A 19,893-nucleotide genomic window follows, 5' to 3' on the forward strand; every position below is an offset into this window, starting at 1 on the left:
GTGACTTGTTTCACAATTTTTCACGAAGTCCTTCGTTAGCAAGTACAGTGTTAAAAAACACCTCTCTAGCCTCTTCCAAAAGGATTTTATTATCCGGATAACGTGCTGAAAAATGTCCCAGCATTAATTTTTTAACATTAGCCATCTTTGCTATTTTTGCAGCCTGCCGCGCAGTGCTGTGCCCTGTATCCCGCGCCCTGTTTTTATCTATATCGGCAAATGTGGCCTCATGATATAGCAAGTCGACGCCTTCTATGATAGGTATAATTTTTTCGCTGTAAGCCGTATCTGAACAATAGGCATATGAGCGAGCCGGTTCGGCAGGTGTAGTAAGGTGGGAATGCGGAATAATCCGTCCGTCTTCGGTAAGAAAATCGGCTCCCTGTTTTATTTTCGCCAATTCCCTGACCGGTATATTGTAGAACTTTATCATATCGGGAATCAGATGTGCTTCTTTCTGCTTCTCGCGAAACAAAAATCCGGCACAAGGTACCCGGTGCACAAGTGGAATGGTTTCAACTTTCACCGACCTGTCTTCGTAAATAACTTCATTTTTCTTTGGGTCGAAAACTTCTATCTTTACCTCGAATGGATTGTCTTTACAGAAAAAATCAATTTCGGGGCGGAGGGTATCTTCGAGTCCGGCAACCGTATGGATAAATAAGCTTCCCGTGCGTCCAAGAAGTCCGAGAGTAGATATCAGTCCTATCAATCCGAAACAGTGATCGCCATGTAGATGCGAGACAAAGATACGGTTAAGACGACCGAACCGCAGCTTACTGCGTCTGAACTGCAGTTGTGTCCCTTCCCCACAGTCTATCATAAAGAGCTTTTCCCTGATGTTCAGTACCTGCGATGAAGGATTATGCAATGTTGTCGGCGTAGCTGAACCGCAACCTAATATATCGAGTTCGAATCTGTCCATTTATTCTATATGTATCAGTTTATGCATTTGCAGGCTCAGACGCCATTGCGGATGCTTCTTGATGAGTTCGACACAGTAGTTTACATTTTCCGCATTGACTTCATTTGAATCGAATACAGGGCTTAAAAAATAGTTATCCGCTTTCGGGAAAACCGATATATCGGGTATCTCGTCCCCTACCTGTATCGGCATACGTATTTCGTTAGCAAAAGGGATACGCGTTTTTATCGATTCATAATCTTGTTTTGGACTACAGGTAATATAATCTATCAGCGAGGGTACGCGGCGGGTGCCGTTTGTTTCTATTGCCTGCTTATAACCGTGATCACGAAATACGGCTAGATGCTCGTCTCTCAGCTGGATAGTAGGTTCACCCCCTGTCCAGATAATCCATTTGCATGGATATTGCCCTATCTCCAGAAGAATCTCATCCGTAGTCATATCCTTTCCATCGGCAAAATCGGTATCGCAAAAACTACATGCCAGATTGCATTTGGTAAGCCTGATAAATACAGATGCCTCACCAACACGTCCTCCCTCACCCTGCAGTGAATAGAATATCTCATTCACTGTCAGCTTCATAAATCGCAGTGGTTTTAGGGGTTTCGGATACTTCTACAGCATAAAGTTCAGGAATATACTTCTTGAAAACATCATACAGATACTTAGCTAATAGTTCGGCAGTAGGATTGAACGGAACGATATCATTCAAATGCCTGTGATCCAGTCTTTGGTCTATATATTCTTTTACAACCGACAATTCCCTGTAGTCTTTTACGAAACCGACATTATTTAAATCCTTAGCCCGCAGGTGAACTGTAACGACATAATTGTGTCCGTGCAGGCGTGAACAGGGATGCTCCTGCGGCAAGCCTTCAAGGATATGTGAAGCAGAGAAAGAAAATTGTTTACTTATTTTATACATAATTCTATGACCGATATTTTATTAAAAGCAACAAAAGAATTATTCTTCAGTCCTATTTTCTCAGAGAAACAATAACTTAAAAATCAAAATACAAAGATACACAAAAAGGAAAAACAGTTTTCCATAATCATAAAATCTTACTCCGGGTTATCACATATTCGATCCATTATGCAGCTAAAATTTTAACTTTTTATTTTTCATTCTATTTTTTTTAACAAATAATTATTACTTTTGCCCCGCTTGAGATACAAAGTAAGGATGCACAGAAGACAAAAAGACATATTTCACAACTACAATTTTATTCAGGGAGTCATTTCTATTATAATAAAAAAGAATACTTCAATAGTACAGAATATACATATCTGTAATATTGTAGGTATCCAGTCATTCCATCTTTTCCGACCAAAAAATAAAATTAAATAATACAACACTTCCACTTACACAAAACATTTATGAATGCAAATAAACAAATTACAGTCTATTTTTAGCCATCTTTATGCTATTGACAATTAGTGCCGGCGCAGAAGCGCAAGTCACAATCGGATCGGCAAAAGAACCTGCAAAGGGTAGTCTGCTCGAACTAAAAGAATATGAGCCCGACGCCCCCGGCGGCACAACCGCAAGCAAAGGATTAGGCTTACCACGGATAAGATTGACCGATCTGAATGATATTACCAAAGACATCTCTGAAGTTAATGCAGCCGATGCAAATATCCATACCGGGCTTTTGGTATATAATGTAGGTATATGCGACGGTATAGATCAAGGCCTATACGTATGGAATGGAAACTTTTGGGAAGCTTTATATGCAAATACGGGAACGGCCGTAAGAGGAAACAGGCATACCGATAGTCTTGCACTGGTAGCCCTCTACGATGCTACAAAAGGGCCAACATGGACAAAGAAAACAAACTGGAAAAGTACTACACAACCGATAGATAAGTGGGATGGAATTATCCTTTCTTCTACCCCTGATGTATGCGGAAATAAGAGAGTAGTCTCAATAATATTAAGTGAGAATAATATGGAAGGACCGCTTCCTGAAGAGATGAGCAACCTGACTCATCTGGAAACACTTAATCTGACTAAAAATAAAATAAACGGTACCATTCCTATTGGATTAAGCTATCTGCCAAATTTGGCGAGATTCGAATTAAATAATAATCAATTAACAGGTAGCGTCCCTGAAGAATTCCAAAATCTTACAAATCTAAAGCGGCTCCATTTGGGAAACAACAACCTATCGGGAAGTATTCCGGAAGAGCTAAGCAGAATTGCCGGCTTGGAGGAAATCGGTTTGGGGAACAATCAATTTACAGGCAATATTCCTGTGAAATTCGGTAAGATTACCGCTTTGAAACAGCTTAGCGTGAATAATAACCAATTAACCGGTTATATTCCTGTAGAATTAGGTAATTTGCCAAACCTGGAAAGACTCAGTGCAGAACACAATAAACTTACCGGAAAGATTCCTGTAGAACTGGGTAATCTGCAAAATTTACAATACCTTCTTCTGAACAACAACCAACTTAACGGCAGTATCCCAACAGAACTTGGCAGCCTTCCACGATTGCGACATCTTTATTTGAATAACAACCTTTTAGAAAATTCTATTCCGGCTCAACTGGGTAGTTTGGCGAGTTTAGTAATTCTTGAATTATCCAGTAATAAGTTAACCGGAAATATACCTGTGGAATTTAGAAAACTGGGAAGTTTAACAACTCTTTATATAGATAATAACCAGTTAACCGGAAATATTCCGGTAGAATTGGCTGAGATACCTAACCTGCAATGGCTTCGTCTGAGTATTAATAAACTGCAGGGTACCGTTCCTGTGCAATTTGGCAGCACCAACCTGAGAGACATCAGGCTAGACAACAATGAATTGACAGGCACCATACCTGTAGAATTGGCTAATCTGGTAAATCTGTCTACTCTCTATTTAGGCAATAACAAATTGACAGGAACTATACCGAAAGAATTAGGAAATCTTTCGAATCTATCACGACTTCATTTAAGTGGCAACGAGTTATCAGGTACTATACCTAAAGAACTGGGGAAGATAACAGGTATTATCGGGCTTGAATTAGGTAATAATAAATTAACCGGTACTATACCTGCCGAACTCGGCAACCTTACAAGGCTGGTTACGTTTGGATATAGTACATTCAGCTTGGCGGGAAATCAGCTTTCAGGGGAACTTCCTGATAACCTCCTCGAATTAGCAAACAGATCTTCGGCATATGTATGTCCGCAGTATCAATCCGATGGAACCACGAAAGTACCGAATGCATGGACAAATTTTTACTGTAATTAATAAATCAGAATACATAAAAGCAAACAGGCAGCCGATATCGACTGCCTGTTTTATATTGTAATCTTGATCTTCTCATTTTAAAAAATCGTCGAAGTAACGCGTGATATGCTCATGCAGATGCACCCTGTCGCGACCTATCATATTATGCCCATGACCCGGATAGATAAAGAAATCGGGATGTGTTCCTTTCTTTATTGCAGAATTGAGGAATTGCAGGCTTTGCTGCATTACCACCGTAGGGTCTTCATCGCCATGTATCAGCATCACACGACCTTTGAGGTCTCCGGCACGCTCCACCATGCTGGTTTCTTTATATCCATCGGGATTTTCCTGCGGGCTATCCATATAGCGCTCACCGTACATGACTTCATAATATTTCCAGTCGGTAACCGGCCCTCCGGCCACACCTACTTTAAATGTTTCGGGATGACGAAGCATCAGGTTCAGCGTCATAAATCCTCCATAACTCCAGCCATGAACCCCGATACGGTCTGCATCGACATACGGCTGCGATTTCAGATAGTTTACACCTGTCATTTGGTCTTGCGTTTCTATTACACCTAATCGGCGATGGGTGATATTTTCGAAATCGAGTCCGCGGTAAGATGTACCTCTGTTGTCGAGCGAGAAAACTATATAGCCTTTTTCAGCCATGTAAATATCCCAGCCTCTTACCTGTCCCATCCATGAGTTGTCAACCATCTGCGAGTGAGGCCCTCCATACACATATACAATGACAGGATATTTCTTATTCGGGTCGAAGTTCAGCGGTTTCACCAAACGGTAATACAGATCGGTAATATTATCATTCGCTTTTAGTTTTCCGAGTGTAATCTCCGGCAATTGGACATTACGGTATGGATTTTTAGCTGTATAGTAAACAAAAGTTTTATTCGATTTTGTATCCGTTACAGCTACTTTTCCCGGGTTATTTTGTGAGGTATATCTGTCGCTGATATATTTACCGGTAGCACTCAGCATAGCGCTGTGTACCCCTTCTTCTTTCGATAATTGCTCCTTTTTACCGCTTTTCAGGTTCAGTTTATAAAGATGCTTCTCTATCGGGCTAACCTCATTAGATACAAAAAACAGGTTTTCACCCTTTTCATCGAAACCGAGGACAGAAAGTACATTCCATTTTCCCGAAGTAACCTGCTTCAATAGCTTACCGGCCGTATCATACAGATAGAGATGATTATATCCGTCACGCTCGCTTTGCCACAGGAATTTTGCGGCATCGTTCTTTAAGAATAGAAGCGGATTTTCCGGTTCTACATATTTCGGATGAGTTTCTGTAAATAATGTGTTCTGCAGTTTTCCTGTTGCAACGTCATAGTTTCTGACAATACAGGTATCTTGCCCTCTGTTTACCTCAGCAATATAAATACTTTTTTCGTTGGGACTCCACGAAATATTTGTGAGGTACTTCTCTTTCGGAGTACCCGTCTTCAGAAAGACTGTTTGTTGTGTAGAAGGATTGTATACTCCTACTGTAACATGGTGACTTTTCATCCCTGCCATCGGATATTTTATATTTTTCAGTTTGGCTACTCGGGCAGAAACGTCTACCAGCGGGTAATCCGTCACCATTGTTTCGTCCATCCTGTAAAATGCAAGGAGGTTTCCTTCAGGCGACCAGAATGTTCCCTTATTGATTCCGAATTCGTTGCGGTGCACAGCCTGTCCGCAAACGATACCCGGATCACTTTCATTAGTTACGGCATATTCTTTACCTTGCGAATCTTGTACATACAGGTTATTATCTTTGGTATAGGCAAGCATACGGCTCTTTTCAGACCAGTCGTGGTTATCCATTTTATCCAAAGACCGGAATTCTGCCGTCTTCTTTTTTGACACTACGTCATAAAAATAGATTTTATCTGGTGTTGCAATTAATAAATCATTTGACTGCGCGGAAACAAACCGCATCGAATTGAGGCTTTTTGGCGATTCATCCGCACTAAGACCAAGTCCTGCATTAATATCCTTTAAACTAAAAAGTAAGTGTGCTTGTTCATTATCCGTAAGGGGTGCAGTCATTACAGAATCACCCTTTATGTAAGTGAGTTTATCACCAAACCATGCGAGTTGGCGCGGCATTTCGGCACGATACTTGTAAAATGTTTTACCACCGGGAGTAAGGTCTTCCAGTGTGAGTGGAATGTCTTGGCTGTATGATTTCATTGGAAGCAAAATGCTTAAAGCTAATAAAACGGGAACGTGAAATTTCATATCTTTATATGTGTAATTTATTCATGTGAACAAAGATAATGAATTTCCGCATTTCAGATTTGTTTGGTTTATATATTAATGCATTTGGTATCGGGTCAGGGGCAAAATGAAAACAAATTCATGTCGAATTAATTTTTTTTTAGAACAATTTATTTTTTTAAACGTTTTAAAAATAAAAGTTATAATTTTGCGTTATTAATTATATCAAGGTGGAAGTATTATAATACAACTAAAAAACGTGAGAATGTCTAATATCAATATATTGTCCTGCGCGCTATTTATCTCATTATTAGCAGGGCTGGTTATGTCGTGCAGCAAGGCGCCTAATGAATACGAAATTACGGGAAAACTGGAAAATGTTACAGGTGATTATTTCTTCCTGTCGCGTCAGTCAGGTGATTCGGTGAGAATAGATACAGTTAAGATAAATACTAAGGGAGAATTTTCATATACAGGAAAAACCGATACGCTGACAGAGGTTTCTTTATATTTCAATAAGAACACTAAAGGCACTTTCCTAATGGTTGACAAAGGCTGGGATGTAAAACTCAAAGGAGATGTTTTATACCCTGATCTTATTGATGTGAAAGGCGGTGATGTAAACGACGACCTTACAGCCTTTAAAGATAAAAACAAAGACTTACTCAAATCGCGTACCGATATCCTGAATACTGCAGAAAATAATATAAATAATAAAGACAGCCTAGGCGTAAAAGATTATGTTGTAGAATTGAAGAATCTCAACTTTGAGTTATCAAATGTAGCTGCATCCTATGTAAAGGCAAATCCGGATAAGATAGCAAGCGTAATGCTTATAAATATGTTTTTCAAAGATGAAACATCTATTCCGCGATTAGATGAGAACTTGTCTCTGCTACGGGGTAAAGCGGTTGATTTTCCACTCACAGCCGAACTGAGAACTTACAGGGATAAAGTAAAAGCTTCGGCAAAAGGAGCCTATTCACCGGGCTTCTCATTGAAGAATACACAGGAGAAGAAAGTACAGTTATCCGATTTCAGGGGTAAATATGTACTTCTCTTATTTGCCGGAACAAACTGCGAAGCATGTAAGGAAGAAAAAGCTGATGCTGTCAAAGTTTACAACGAATTGAAGAAGCAAAAGAAAAATATAGAATTTATTTCCATCGTAAAGGATTCGGAAATAGTTCCCATACCGAAAAATATATCCGATACTGTAAAATGGGATATAGTGCCCGTAGAAGGAGGCTGGGCTGCCAAACCGTTCGACAGTTATTACATCCGTGAAATCCCTTATAATATATTGATATCTCCTACCGGAACTATCCTTGAAAGGGATTTATCGATACTTGCCGTAACTAAGAAAATGGACGAACTGACTGGAAATAGTAAAAAATAAAAAAATAATTTTGATATACTTAAACGTTGGTAAGAATTCCTTATCAGCGTTTATTTTTTATAAAAAGCTTTAAGTCGCTACAATAATAAGCAGATTTTAATTACATTGTCAAAAATATTGGTTATTTGCTTTCATTTTATTATTTTTGACCCCTCAAATCCGAAGATATAATGAAATATTACAGTACAAATAAGAAAACGCCGGAAGTAGGTCTACAGGAAGCTGTAGTAAAAGGGCTAGCTCCTGACAACGGCCTTTTTATGCCTGAAAAAATAAAACAGCTGCCTCAGTCTTTCTATGACAATATAGGCAATATGAGTTTTCAGGAAATAGCCTATGTAGTAGCAGATGCATTTTTCGGAGAGGATATAGAGCCGGAGATTTTAAAAGACATCGTAAACGACACCTTAAGTTTCGACACTCCCTTAGTACATGTAAACGATAATATATACAGCCTCGAACTTTTCCATGGCCCTACCCTCGCTTTTAAAGATGTGGGAGGACGCTTTATGGCAAGGCTGCTGGGTTACTTTATCAGGAAACAGGGCCAGAAAGATGTAAAAGTGCTTGTCGCCACATCGGGAGATACAGGTAGCGCTGTAGCAAACGGCTTTTTAGGTGTAGAAGGCATCCATGTATATGTTTTGTATCCCAAAGGAAAAGTAAGCAATATACAGGAATGCCAGTTCACAACGCTAGGGCAAAACATAACTGCAATTGAAGTCGATGGTACATTCGACGATTGTCAGGCGCTGGTTAAGGCTGCTTTTCTCGATGAAAAGCTGAATAATCAGCTTAACCTGACCTCTGCCAACTCGATTAATGTAGCACGTTTCCTACCGCAGGCATTTTATTATTTCAATGCATATGCGCAGCTGGTACGACAAGAAAAGGCCGATAACATCGTTTTCTCCGTGCCTAGCGGCAATTTCGGCAACATCACGGCGGGACTGATAGCGAAACGTATGGGATTGCCTGTAAAGCGATTTATTGCAGCCAATAACAGCAACGATATTTTCTACGAATATCTGCAGACAGGCAAATATAATCCCCGACCGTCTGTCCAGACTATAGCCAATGCAATGGATGTTGGTAATCCGAGTAATTTTGCCCGTATCCTCGACCTGTATAATAATTCAGTTGATGAAATAAGGAAAGATATCTCAGCTGAATGGTATAATGACGACAAGATAAAACAGATAGTAAAAAACACATTTGAAGATACCGGATATCTGCTAGACCCTCATGGCGCCTGCGGCTATCAGGCTCTGAAAGACGGATTGTCTGCAGATGAAACGGGGATATTTCTTGAAACCGCCCATCCGGCAAAATTCCTTGAAACGGTAGAATCAATCATTGGGCACTCAGTTGATATACCCGATAAACTGAAAGAATTCATGAAAGGGAGAAAACAGAGTATAAGTATGAACAACAGCTTTGCTGAATTCAAAGATTTTTTATTGAACTAAAATTAAAAAGACCGGCTACAGAAGCCGGTCTTTTTATACTATATCTTTTTAAATCAGAACTTATATCCTAATGTGATATAACCGTTCCTGTTCTTTACTTTTTCCTCTCCTCTGGCCACATCATACAAGCCGAAATCAAATTTCAACCCGATATTGACATGCTCATATTCGATAGCAGCACCTGCTCCTACTCCAAAATCGAAATCTCTGAAACCCGTATCGCTGAAAGTTTCCTCTCCTCTTCGCCAACCGTTTGTCATTTTCATATATTCAGCCAGTCCTATAGTAGATGTTCCGTCGGGAGACTGGATTTCCACTTTATCGCCAAGTTCAGTCTGGCCTCCTACTCCATAAGCAACATACGGACCTGCCTGAACAGATAGTCTTGTTGTTTTAGAGAGGTCGAACTGATATCCTGCATGTACAGGTATCTGCAGATATATAGCAGCAGCCGTAGACTTCTTAAATGTAATTTTTGTATTAATTTCCGGATAATTGTCTACGATCTCGAATTTAGACCCTTTATTCGCAACTTCTAATCCTGTAGTCAGGAAAATATTCGGTTTCAGAAAATAATCGAACGTAAGTCCGGCCGTAAAGCCATACTTAATCTTTGTATCGAACTGATATCCGCTCAGGTCCGAAAAAACAAAGCCGGCTTTAGCCCCAAAAACTAATTTTTTCTCCTGAGCATTCGTTATCAATGCAGCAGAAAAAAATATTGCAATCAGTGAGATTTTGAAAATTTGTTTCATAAAATATTTTGGTTAAGATTTTGTAGCTTGTTTGCTATTTTGTGCAATAAATAATAAATTATACAAAGCAAAGATAAATAATTTATTGATTTATCGATATATAAAATTTGTTTTTAATAATCTGCCAAAAATCAAGAGAATGGTATTTTCTCCTGCTTTTCAGCTATAGTTCTTAATAGGATCTCTTATCTATACCTTCGATGTAATTAATAAAAGCAGTGTTTACCATCCTGTTACCACCCGGTGTAGGATAATTCCCTGAGAAATACCAGTCACCTTTATGATCAGGACTTGCCTTATGCAAATCGGCGATTGTCTGGAAAACAATTTCTATTTTGGCTTCTGTTCCCTGCGGGGTCAGCATTTCGGCCATTTTAGCAGAAATTTCTTCATCGGAAAACGGAGCATAAATCTCTTTCACATAGTTTACGATCTCTTCCTTAGGCTTATCTTTCTGAGCAAAAGATTTGCGGTACACTTCATCTATAACCGACTGCATACTTCTCTCCTTCAGCAACTCGATAGCTGCCCTGAACGCTGCAAACTCGCTCATTCGCGACATGTCTATTCCATAACAGTCGGGATAACGTATTTGCGGGGATGATGATACTATCACAATCTTTTTAGGATGCAGGCGATCCAGTATTTTTATTATGCTTTGCTTGAGCGTCGTACCTCTTACTATACTATCGTCAATCACCACCAGATTGTCTTCATATGGGCGAACCGAATCGTAAGTAACATCGTAAACATGGGCGGCCAAATCATCTCGGCTTCCATCCTGCGCAATGAATGTACGAAGCTTGATATCTTTTATGACTACCTTTTCGGTACGTACACGCATCGAAAGTATTTTATTCAATTCCTCTTCGGATATTGAAGCCCCTTTCTCTGTAATCTTTTTCAGCTTCACTTCATTCATGTGCTTATTCAAAGCCTCTGACATACCGAAGAAAGCAACTTCGGCGGTATTAGGGATGAATGAAAAAACCGTATGCTGGATATCGGAATCAATAGCTTTGAGGATAGGCGGAAGCAAAAGCTTACCTAACTCCTTACGTTCTTTATAAATATCCGCATCGGAACCACGCGAAAAATAAATGCGTTCGAAAGAGCAGGGTGAAACATTCCGAGGCTCCTGTATTTGCGAAAACTGCACTTCACCGTTCTTCTTAACTATGATAGCTTGTCCGGGGTTCAGTTCTTTTATATCCGATACATTCCGGTATAATGCAGTTTGTATAACAGGCCGTTCGGAAGCTACTACCACTATTTCATCGTCATGATAATAGAATGCCGGACGGATGCCCGAAGGATCGCGATAAACAAAACCGTCGCCACAGCCGATAAGGCCGCCGATAGTATATCCGCCGTCCCAGTTTTCGCTGGCTTTGTTAAGCATAAAATGAATATCGAGATTTTTCTCTATCAAATCATTCAGTTCTTCGCCTTTCACTTTACGGTCTTTACCAAACTTATCATACTGGAACTGCACTTCCCTATCGAGATGATGACCTAAGGATTCCAGCAGTACAAAAGTATCGGCATAATCGCGCGGATGCTGCCCCTCTGCAACCAAGGCTGCGAAGAGTTCATCTACATTCGTCATATTGAAGTTTCCGGCTAAAGCAAGATTCCTAGATCGCCAGTTACTTCTGCGCAAAAAAGGATGAACGTATGATATGCCGCTTCTGCCCGTTGTGCTATAACGCAGGTGCCCTAAAAACAATTCACCTGCAAATGGCAGGTATTGACTGGCATATGCAGGATCATTCAATTTATCTTTAGGAACTTTTTCGTAATTGCTGTAAACGTTTGAGAATATCTCAGAAATTGCACCGGAGCCTGTAGCTCTCTCCCTGAATATAAATTCGCTTCCGGGAGGTGAGTCGAGTTTTACTACAGCCAATCCCGCACCCTCCTGTCCGCGGTTGTGCTGTTTTTCCATTAGCAGATACAACTTATTCAGTCCGTATTGCCATGTTCCATACTTCTTCTGGTAGTAGTCAAGCGGCTTTAGCAGACGTATCATAACGATACCGCATTCATGCTTCAAAGGCTCTGTCATATAAAGATCTCCTCCTGTGAGAATTTGTTGGAATTGTTATTTTTTGAGCATACAAATATAATACGATTTTTCATGTTATCCTAAAAAATACTGTCACCGGAAACGTCTATTAACAATGTATAAGAAAACGAAGGTAAAGAGTTTCAGCAGACAACGAAGAGCAGGCATTAATATTAAAAAGCCGTTTATTCTTTCTCAAAAAAAGATATATCACTATATTTGAAGAAAATACAAACTTCGATGAAAACTACTTTATTTTCGACTAAATGGCTTATCCGACTTTTTAAAGGAGCTTCTCTAGCTACGGTGGCTATCGCTTTTCAGGCCTGCTACGGCGCACCGCGCGATTTCGGAATGGATCAGTATATAGAGGGAGTCGTGCTGAGTGCAGAAGGGCAACCTGTAAAAGATATATATGTCACCATAAACAACGATACCATCCAGTATACAAAATCCGATGAACAGGGGCAGTTCCGTTTCTTTGTTCCGCGGCAGGAAGAATACAAAATAACATTCGCGGATCAACAAGGAAATACCATGGTAGAACGAAAAGACACCACTGTAGAAGACCGCCGCAGGGATATTTTTATAACAGTCACACTCGATAAAGAATAGATGCTCGGCAAAATAAAGCAATCTTTACACGTAAAAAGAAAAAGGGAAGCAGAGAAAAAGCACAACCTTTTTTACCTGTTCTGGGAATGTACCCAGCGATGCAATCTTTCGTGCCTGCATTGCGGGAGTGACTGCCTGTCGGATTCGAAATATAATGACATGCCAAAGGAAGATTTTTTCAAAGTATTGGATAATATCAATCAACATGATCATGAGCAAACGACGGTAATTATTACAGGAGGCGAACCCCTATTGCGCAAAGACCTAGAGGAATGCGGCTTCGAAATACGCAAACGCGGATTCCGCTGGGGAATCGTTACGAATGGCTATGCTTATACGAAAGAAAGGCATATAACATTGCTAAATGCCGGCATGGGTTCAATAACACTTAGCCTCGATGGATTGGATGATAAACACAACTGGCTGCGCAATAATCCGAAGAGTTTTGACAGAGCACTGAATGCACTTCAATTAATATCCGGTTCGGAACGTCTTTTCTCCGATGTAGTAACCTGTGTGAATAAACAAAACTATCATCAACTGGAAGATATTTACCGTCTGATAGCTGAAAATGGCGGCAAGGCATGGCGCCTATTTACTATAACTCCTATCGGCCGGGCAAAGGATAATAAAGATATGCTGCTCGATGCCGATGAATTTACCGGTTTAATGGATTTCATCAAGGAAAAGAGAAAAAGCGGTGAAATGGATGTGAAATTCAGCTGTGAAGGATATGTCGGCCCTTACGAAGGAAAGGTACGCGAAGATTACTTTTTCTGCCGGGCAGGAATCAATGTAGCTTCTGTATTGATAGACGGAAGCATCGGGGCATGTCCGAATATCGACCGCAGTTTCGTTCAGGGGAATATCTATACCGACAATTTTATGGATGTGTGGAATAACCGATACGAGATGTATCGCGACAGATCGTGGACCAAAAGGGGACAATGCGCCAATTGCAAGGAATACAAATACTGCGGTGGAAACGGGATGCATTACTGGCCTGAGGATAAATCGAACGTCTTAACCTGCCATTTCCAACTTATCAAATAAAATTAGCGCCCCTACCGGATGAAACCGATAAAGGCGCTAACAACCTCAAATAATCAATTTATACAAAACAAGTGTTATTTCTGTTTCAATTCATTTGAGAATGAATAAGGGAAGTCTGCGTCCTGAGTTCCTCTCTGCATATTAGGATTAGCAGACATCTTAAAGTTGATAGTTGCTCCCTTTGTCAATACTTCATGTGTCAGATAGTTTTTGGTATGGTTCTTACCATTTACTGTCATCGACTGAATATATCTGTTTGCCTTATTATTTTCAGGCGCCTTGATAGTTATTTTCTTTCCGTTTTGCAGATTCAGCGTTACCGATTTAAATAACGGCGAGCCGAGTATATATTCATCCGTTCCCGGACATACAGGGTAGAAACCAAGGGCAGAGAATACATACCATGCCGAAGTCTGTCCGTTATCTTCATCTCCGCAGTAACCGTCAGGATTAGGCGTGTACAGTTTGTCCATTACCTCGCGGTTCCAATACTGCGCTTTCCATGGCTGACCTGAATAATTATACATATAGATCATATGCTGTATCGGCTGGTTACCGTGTGCATAGTTACCCATATTCATAATCTGCATTTCGCGGATTTCGTGGATAACACCGCCATAGTAGCTGTCATCGAATAATGGCGGCACGTTGAATACCGAGTCCATCATCTGGTTGAAGCCTGCTTTACCTCCCATCAAGTCAATAAGCCCTTGCGGGTCGTGGAATACCGACCATGTATAGTGCCAGCTATTACCTTCAGTGAAAGCATCACCCCATTTCAACGGATTGAATGGCTTCTGGAAAGTACCGTCTTCGTTCTTACCACGCATGAGTTTATGTTCAGGATCGAAGAGGTTTTTATAGTTCATTGCATTCTTCTTATATTGAGCCAGTTCGCTTTCAGGCTTTCCGAGTTTCTTACCCAGTTGGTAAATACACCAGTCGTCATATGCATACTCAAGAGTACGTGCTGCATTTTCGTTGATTTTCACATCGTAAGGAACATATCCAAGTTTGTTGTAATATTCCCAGCCCCAACGTCCGGTTGCCTTTACGCGAGGGTGTACTGCATTCGCACCATGTTTAACCGCTTCCCAAAGTGTTTCGATATCATATCCGCGAAGACCTTTCATATAAGCGTCAGCTACTACAGATGCTGAGTTGTTACCCACCATGATGCTTCTATGACCAGGACTCGCCCATTCAGGCAGGAAGCCGCTTTCTTTATATGTATTGACTAAGCCTTCCTGCATTTTGGTATTCATCTCCGGATACATCAGGTTCAGGAATGGGAACAAACAACGGAATGTATCCCAGAATCCTGTATCTGTAAACATATATCCCGGAAGCACCTCGCCATTGTATGGGCTGTAATGCATTACTTTACCTTGAGCATCTATTTCATAGAATGAGCGCGGGAATAACACCGAGCGGTAAAGACAAGAATAGAATGTGCGCAGATTGTCGATATTATCATCTTCTACTACAATTCGTCCTAATACCTTATTCCATTCGTTCTTACCTTTTTCAGCGATTTGATCGAATGAATCGCTACCAAGTTCTTTCAGGTTCAGTTCAGCCTGTTCCGGGCTGATAAATGAAGAAGCTACACGTGCATGCACGATCTCTCCTCTTTTAGTAGAGAAACCGATAATACCGCCTGTATGGTTTTCCTGAGCTTCGGTATCGCCTCTGCGTATTTCATTGTTCCCAACAGTTGCCATATAAGTAAACGGCTTGTCGAACTTCACTACAAAGTAGTTCTTGAAGTTCTGCGGTACACCTCCACTGTTACGGGTAGTATAACCTATTATCTTGTTTTCAGAAGGGATAATCTTAATGTATGATCCTCTGTCGAGAGCGTCTACAATAACATAAGATTTGTCGTTTTCAGGGAAAGTGAAACGGAACATAGCCGCACGTTCGGTCGGCGTAATCTCTGTGGTTACATCATGATCGGCCAGATACACCTTGTAATAATAAGGTTTTGCTGTTTCCGCCTTGTGAGAGAACCAGCTGGCACGGTTATCCTGATCGAATACCACTTTACCTGTTACAGGCATAATAGCGAATTGGCCGTAGTCATTCATCCACGGGCTCGGCTGGTGTGTCTGCTTGAAGCCGCGGATTTTATCTGCATCGTAAGTATAAGCCCATCCGTCGCCCATTTTGCCTGTCTGAGGCATCCAGAAGTTCATACCCCATGGAAGAGCAATAGCAGGGTAGGTATTACCCGTCGATAATGAAATTTTCGATTGTGTACCTACCAGCGGATTCACATAATCTACCAAAGACGTAGTCTTTTGAGCATATATGCTTCCTGCACAGATGATACAACTTAAAATAAATAACTTTAAACGCTTCATTTTAGTAATAGTTGTTTATTGATTTTTGGTATAACGTACTGTTTCATTAGGCTTGGATATAGAAGGCGCAACAGAATCGTCGGATGTTCCCCATGACTTATTCGGGTTGCTTCCCAATACGAATTTGATTTCAGCACCATTCTTTATATCGTCGTAAGTAAGATAAGTCTTGTTATATTCCTTTCCGTTGAGAGTCATAGACTGGATATATACATTCTGCTTGCTGTAATTTTCGGTAGTCATCGATATTTTCTTACCGTTGCCTAAGGTCATTTCCACAGCTTCAAGTCCCGGTGAGCCTATAGCGTATATATTACTTGACGGACATGTAGGATAGAAACCTAAGCAATTAAATATATACCATGCCGACATCTGTCCGCAGTCGTCGTTTCCGCTCAGCGCATCAGGCTTGTTTCCATAGAAGGTATCGAGTACGTAACGTATCTTTTCCTGCCCTTTCCACGGCTGTTTCACATAATTGTAGAGGTAAAGTATCTGATGACAAGGTTCGTTTCCGTGCCAGTATGCACCGATACGTCCCTGTATATCGTGGGCGCCCGGTATATCTTCCGGCAGTTCCATTGTAAACATATCATCGAGATTTTTAATGAATTTTTCCTCACCCATTTCGTTGATATATCCCTGTACATCCTGTGGCACATACCATGTATACTGATACGTAAATCCTTCGGTGATATCGCCCCAACCGTGTACCGATCCCGGCCCTGTATACGCTACAGCATCGAAAGGCGTGCGCCAGTTACCTTGTGAGTCGCGTCCGCGCATGAATTTAGATTCAGGGTCAATCAGATTCTGATAAGCCAGCGAGCGATTAAGGAAATATTTATAGTCGTCTTCCTTGCCAAGCTTTTTGGCAGCCATGGCGATACAATAATCGTCATAAGCATATTCCAATGTCTTGGATACGGATTCACGTTCTTTATCGAACGGCACCCAACCCATTTGTGTATATTCCGGCAGGCAATCGTAGTGAGGGTTCATCGCAGTGGTTTTCATCGCCTCGTAAGCCCTTTCATAATTGAATCCCTGCACATCTTTTACAATAGCATCAGCAATCGCCGATACGGCATGATAACCGATCATACACCATGTCTCATTTCCGTAGAAAGACCAGATAGGCAGCATATGTTCTACACTTTGGTCGTAATGAGCCAGCATAGAATTAACCATATCCGCATTCCTCTCGGGATTGATCAGGTTCAGTAACGGATGATGTGCACGGTAAGTATCCCACAACGAGAAAACCGTATAATTCTTGAAGTCCTCAGCTTTGTGAATATTGGAATCATGACCCCTGTATTTATTATCCTCATCCTGATAAATGAAAGGATGCAGGGATGCATGATACACTGACGTGTAGAATGTCTCCAGCTGCTCTTTGCTTCCTTTTGCATTGAATTTATTCAATTCCTTTGCCCAAAGCACTTCGCCATTCTTCTTAACGCTCTCAAAGTTTTGCTTATCCAGTTCTTTCAGGTTGGCATAAGCGCCCGATGTGCCTGTAGAAGATATTGCCACCTTAACCTCGATCTCCGCTCCGTCTTTTGCATCAAAATCCATCCATCCAATAATCTTATTACCGTAAGCAACACGATCGCTACGGAAACGTTTCGTGTCGTAAATTACGGGTTTGCCATCCTGCATAATTCCGGAGCGGGAGAAAGGCTTTGAAAACTGTGCTACAAAGTAAACATAACGTTCCGGGCCCCAGCCGTTGACAAGCTTGAAGCCACAAATAGTGGAATCGTTTTCTATTCTTAGTTGCGACCATGCAGTTTTAAACCACTGTACATGATCCATATCTACCATTACAAATGCGCTGTCCGCCTTAGGGAACGTAAATTTGAATATCCCTGCACGTTCTCCCGATGTCATCTCGGCTTTTACATTATAGTCCAGCAGGTCGACGCCATAGTAGTTAGGCGATGCCCATTCCCTGTCGTGGCTATAACGTGAACGATAGCCTTCGTCAGGATTTTCATGAGTACCTGCAATAAATTTCTTTTCGCCTGTTCCCGGAATAAAAAGGAAATCTCCCAAATCGGGTATCCCTGTTCCGCTAAGATGCGTAAGGCTGAATCCCATAATAGTCATATGGTTATACTTATAGCCCGAAGCCGCATCGTAGTAATCCTTATCGGTATCGGGGCTAATCTGTATACCACCGAATGGCACCTGCGCGCCGGGATAAACATTCCCAAAGCCGGATGTACCCACAAAAGGATTTACATAAGCATTGAGCGACAGGTCGACAGATTCGTCCGCAACCTGAACTTTATTTTCCTTACAGGACGAAACAAACAATAACGCCGAGAGAAGGAGTCCTATGGACAGTTTACTTTTCATATCTATTAAATTTATTATTATGTGTAGCTTATCTCCTTTCGTTATATACGCCGAATTCGGCAATAACAGGAGGTTTACTAAATTCATCTATCTGGATACGCACTTTATTTCCACGTACATTCCCAAATCGGTGCACCTTTATAATATCGCTATTTTCACCGGAGAAAACAGGTACCCATTCATTGTTATGGAAATACTCGAGACGATACTTATTAAACCTATTCTCTCCTCTTTGAGCGATAGTAATCAAGTTAAATTCCTGTTCGGTATTATCGAGAATGATCTCGAGCCATGGTTTCTTCACCGCCCTGTTTGATTCCCATGCCGAACGGAAACTATCGTCGACCGCGAAGTCCATGATATTCATATCGTTGCCCCAACTGGAATTTGCAGGTTTATTCTTCGCTATATTCTTCGAAATAATCGGTGCCGGATAAGCAGGCAGTTTAGCCACAGGACCTTTATTGCTCCAGATCTTTCCTATTTGGCGGAATGCTTCCACTGCATTATTATCTATCAGGCCGTCGCGGTTAGGTGCAGCATTCAGAATGAAATTACAGTAAACATCATTCATCGGAACGATATTATCATTGACAAGCATTTCGGGTGATTTGACCGCAGTGGTAGGAAAATCGGGCTTCCAGAACCACGCTGTATTGATAGGCAGGCAAGACAGCGCAGGAAGCTTATTGGTTTCCTTCGAAATATGTTGTCCGGCTCCCTGTTCGTAAGATTTGATATCTGTATAATACAAGGCTTCTGCCGGATATTTCGCTGCATTCAGATCCATAACCAGACAGTTCGGATGCAAGGATTTTATCAGATAATAAATATCTTCGAATGGAACCTCATCGTATGAGATACGCGACCACGGAGCATCCCACCCGTCAATAATCAAAGCCTTTATTTCACCATAGTTCGTCAATAATTCGGTTAGTTGGGCTTTTATCATATCGATATGCTTCGGTGTAATCCATCCCGGACGCAGTTTATGGTGTGTATCCAGTATCGAATAGTAAAGCATCACATTCAATCCCTCTGCTCTGAAAGCATCGGCATACTCTTTTACCACATCCCTTTTGAAAGGACTATTCATTACATTATAGTCGGTTGTCTTGGTATCCCAGATACAAAATCCGCTATGATGCTTTGTTGTGAGGCAGCCATAAGTCATGTTGGCCTCTTTAGCTGTTTTGGCCCATTGTCCGCAATTCAGTTTTACAGGATTGAATATTGCGGGAGATGCATCGGGGTCGGCCCAGTCATCATCCATAAAGGTAGGAATATTGAAATGGATAAACATTCCGAACCTCAGGTCTACAAACTCCTGCTGTAGCTGCGTCAATGGTTTCCCTGTTTGCCCGATGGCAGACAATGACAGAAATATTAAAAGAACTAAAGAAAGCCGTTTTCTCATGGTACT

Annotated in this window: 14 protein-coding genes; 5 read left to right on the forward strand and 9 right to left on the reverse strand. The window is 41.1% G+C overall.

Annotated elements, in window-relative coordinates:
* Positions 1 to 10: 10 nt before the first annotated feature.
* Genes K348_RS0115735 through queD form a run of 3 tightly spaced genes read right to left on the reverse strand, consistent with a single transcriptional unit; the run spans position 11 to position 1,850 of the window.
* On the reverse strand, positions 11 to 925 hold the full coding sequence (locus K348_RS0115735) for a ribonuclease Z (protein WP_029906427.1): 915 nt from the start codon (positions 923 to 925) through the stop codon (positions 11 to 13).
* On the reverse strand, positions 926 to 1,507 hold the full coding sequence (locus K348_RS0115740) for a 7-carboxy-7-deazaguanine synthase QueE (RefSeq protein ID WP_029906429.1): 582 nt from the start codon (positions 1,505 to 1,507) through the stop codon (positions 926 to 928).
* Positions 1,488 to 1,850, reverse strand: a complete 363-nt coding sequence (gene queD / locus K348_RS0115745; RefSeq protein WP_029906431.1) for a 6-carboxytetrahydropterin synthase QueD — start codon at positions 1,848 to 1,850, stop codon at positions 1,488 to 1,490. Before queD ends, K348_RS0115740 begins: the two co-directional genes overlap by 20 nt.
* A 496-nt stretch (positions 1,851 to 2,346) precedes the next feature.
* Here queD and K348_RS18870 point away from each other — a divergent pair, with 496 nt between their 5' ends.
* Positions 2,347 to 4,167: a leucine-rich repeat domain-containing protein gene (locus K348_RS18870; protein ID WP_051697950.1), complete on the forward strand. Its 1,821-nt coding sequence runs from the start codon at positions 2,347 to 2,349 to the stop codon at positions 4,165 to 4,167.
* Between the two features lie 72 nt (positions 4,168 to 4,239).
* Here the strand turns inward: K348_RS18870 and K348_RS0115755 are convergent, their stop codons facing one another.
* Positions 4,240 to 6,351, reverse strand: coding sequence for a S9 family peptidase (locus K348_RS0115755; protein ID WP_231496812.1), 2,112 nt, complete (start codon positions 6,349 to 6,351; stop codon positions 4,240 to 4,242).
* 292 nt (positions 6,352 to 6,643) lie between these two features.
* Here K348_RS0115755 and K348_RS0115760 point away from each other — a divergent pair, with 292 nt between their 5' ends.
* Together K348_RS0115760 and thrC are read left to right on the forward strand one after the other, a co-directional pair.
* Positions 6,644 to 7,777 (forward strand): DUF4369 domain-containing protein, encoded by a 1,134-nt coding sequence (locus tag K348_RS0115760; RefSeq protein ID WP_029906437.1) that lies wholly within the window; start codon positions 6,644 to 6,646, stop codon positions 7,775 to 7,777.
* 170 nt (positions 7,778 to 7,947) lie between these two features.
* Positions 7,948 to 9,246, forward strand: a complete 1,299-nt coding sequence (thrC, locus tag K348_RS0115765) for a threonine synthase (RefSeq protein ID WP_029906439.1) — start codon at positions 7,948 to 7,950, stop codon at positions 9,244 to 9,246.
* Between the two features lie 53 nt (positions 9,247 to 9,299).
* On the opposite strand, the gene K348_RS0115770 is transcribed toward thrC, so the two are convergent.
* Positions 9,300 to 10,001, reverse strand: coding sequence for a porin family protein (locus tag K348_RS0115770; RefSeq protein WP_029906441.1), 702 nt, complete (start codon positions 9,999 to 10,001; stop codon positions 9,300 to 9,302).
* A gap of 172 nt (positions 10,002 to 10,173) precedes the next feature.
* Positions 10,174 to 12,069: an amidophosphoribosyltransferase gene (locus K348_RS0115775; protein WP_029906443.1), complete on the reverse strand. Its 1,896-nt coding sequence runs from the start codon at positions 12,067 to 12,069 to the stop codon at positions 10,174 to 10,176.
* A gap of 240 nt (positions 12,070 to 12,309) precedes the next feature.
* On the opposite strand from K348_RS0115775, the gene K348_RS0115780 reads away from it, so the two are divergent.
* Both K348_RS0115780 and K348_RS0115785 read left to right on the forward strand, forming a co-directional pair.
* On the forward strand, positions 12,310 to 12,684 hold the full coding sequence (locus tag K348_RS0115780; RefSeq protein WP_029906445.1) for a carboxypeptidase-like regulatory domain-containing protein: 375 nt from the start codon (positions 12,310 to 12,312) through the stop codon (positions 12,682 to 12,684).
* Positions 12,685 to 13,737 carry a TIGR04133 family radical SAM/SPASM protein gene (locus K348_RS0115785; protein WP_051697953.1) on the forward strand — a complete coding sequence of 351 codons (1,053 nt, stop codon included), beginning with the start codon at positions 12,685 to 12,687 and terminating at the stop codon, positions 13,735 to 13,737.
* 74 nt (positions 13,738 to 13,811) lie between these two features.
* Here the strand turns inward: K348_RS0115785 and K348_RS0115790 are convergent, their stop codons facing one another.
* The 3 genes from K348_RS0115790 to K348_RS0115800 are packed head-to-tail and all read right to left on the reverse strand — an operon-like array spanning position 13,812 to position 19,887.
* A complete protein-coding gene (locus K348_RS0115790) occupies positions 13,812 to 16,103 on the reverse strand; it encodes a GH92 family glycosyl hydrolase (RefSeq protein ID WP_029906449.1) in 2,292 nt (763 codons plus the stop codon).
* A 15-nt stretch (positions 16,104 to 16,118) separates the two neighbouring features.
* On the reverse strand, positions 16,119 to 18,470 hold the full coding sequence (locus K348_RS0115795) for a GH92 family glycosyl hydrolase (RefSeq protein WP_036930799.1): 2,352 nt from the start codon (positions 18,468 to 18,470) through the stop codon (positions 16,119 to 16,121).
* A 28-nt stretch (positions 18,471 to 18,498) separates the two neighbouring features.
* Positions 18,499 to 19,887 carry an alpha-L-fucosidase gene (locus K348_RS0115800; RefSeq protein ID WP_029906453.1) on the reverse strand — a complete coding sequence of 463 codons (1,389 nt, stop codon included), beginning with the start codon at positions 19,885 to 19,887 and terminating at the stop codon, positions 18,499 to 18,501.
* Positions 19,888 to 19,893 lie beyond the last annotated feature (6 nt).

This window comes from Prevotella sp. 10(H) (assembly GCF_000711235.1).
GTDB lineage: Bacteria > Bacteroidota > Bacteroidia > Bacteroidales > Dysgonomonadaceae > Dysgonomonas.

What these genes read in the sequence shown, in the direction of transcription:
- K348_RS0115785 (WP_051697953.1), top strand. Translation starts at nt 12,685, where the DNA reads ATGCTCGGCAAAATAAAGCAATCTTTACACGTAAAAAGAAAAAGGGAA.
- K348_RS0115735 (WP_029906427.1), bottom strand. Translation starts at nt 925, where the DNA reads ATGGACAGATTCGAACTCGATATATTAGGTTGCGGTTCAGCTACGCCG.
- K348_RS0115800 (WP_029906453.1), bottom strand. Translation starts at nt 19,887, where the DNA reads ATGAGAAAACGGCTTTCTTTAGTTCTTTTAATATTTCTGTCATTGTCT.
- K348_RS0115740 (WP_029906429.1), bottom strand. Translation starts at nt 1,507, where the DNA reads ATGAAGCTGACAGTGAATGAGATATTCTATTCACTGCAGGGTGAGGGA.
- K348_RS0115790 (WP_029906449.1), bottom strand. Translation starts at nt 16,103, where the DNA reads ATGAAGCGTTTAAAGTTATTTATTTTAAGTTGTATCATCTGTGCAGGA.
- K348_RS0115770 (WP_029906441.1), bottom strand. Translation starts at nt 10,001, where the DNA reads ATGAAACAAATTTTCAAAATCTCACTGATTGCAATATTTTTTTCTGCT.
- thrC (WP_029906439.1), top strand. Translation starts at nt 7,948, where the DNA reads ATGAAATATTACAGTACAAATAAGAAAACGCCGGAAGTAGGTCTACAG.
- K348_RS18870 (WP_051697950.1), top strand. Translation starts at nt 2,347, where the DNA reads ATGCTATTGACAATTAGTGCCGGCGCAGAAGCGCAAGTCACAATCGGA.
- queD (WP_029906431.1), bottom strand. Translation starts at nt 1,850, where the DNA reads ATGTATAAAATAAGTAAACAATTTTCTTTCTCTGCTTCACATATCCTT.
- K348_RS0115780 (WP_029906445.1), top strand. Translation starts at nt 12,310, where the DNA reads ATGAAAACTACTTTATTTTCGACTAAATGGCTTATCCGACTTTTTAAA.
- K348_RS0115775 (WP_029906443.1), bottom strand. Translation starts at nt 12,069, where the DNA reads ATGACAGAGCCTTTGAAGCATGAATGCGGTATCGTTATGATACGTCTG.
- K348_RS0115795 (WP_036930799.1), bottom strand. Translation starts at nt 18,470, where the DNA reads ATGAAAAGTAAACTGTCCATAGGACTCCTTCTCTCGGCGTTATTGTTT.
- K348_RS0115755 (WP_231496812.1), bottom strand. Translation starts at nt 6,351, where the DNA reads ATGAAATCATACAGCCAAGACATTCCACTCACACTGGAAGACCTTACT.
- K348_RS0115760 (WP_029906437.1), top strand. Translation starts at nt 6,644, where the DNA reads ATGTCTAATATCAATATATTGTCCTGCGCGCTATTTATCTCATTATTA.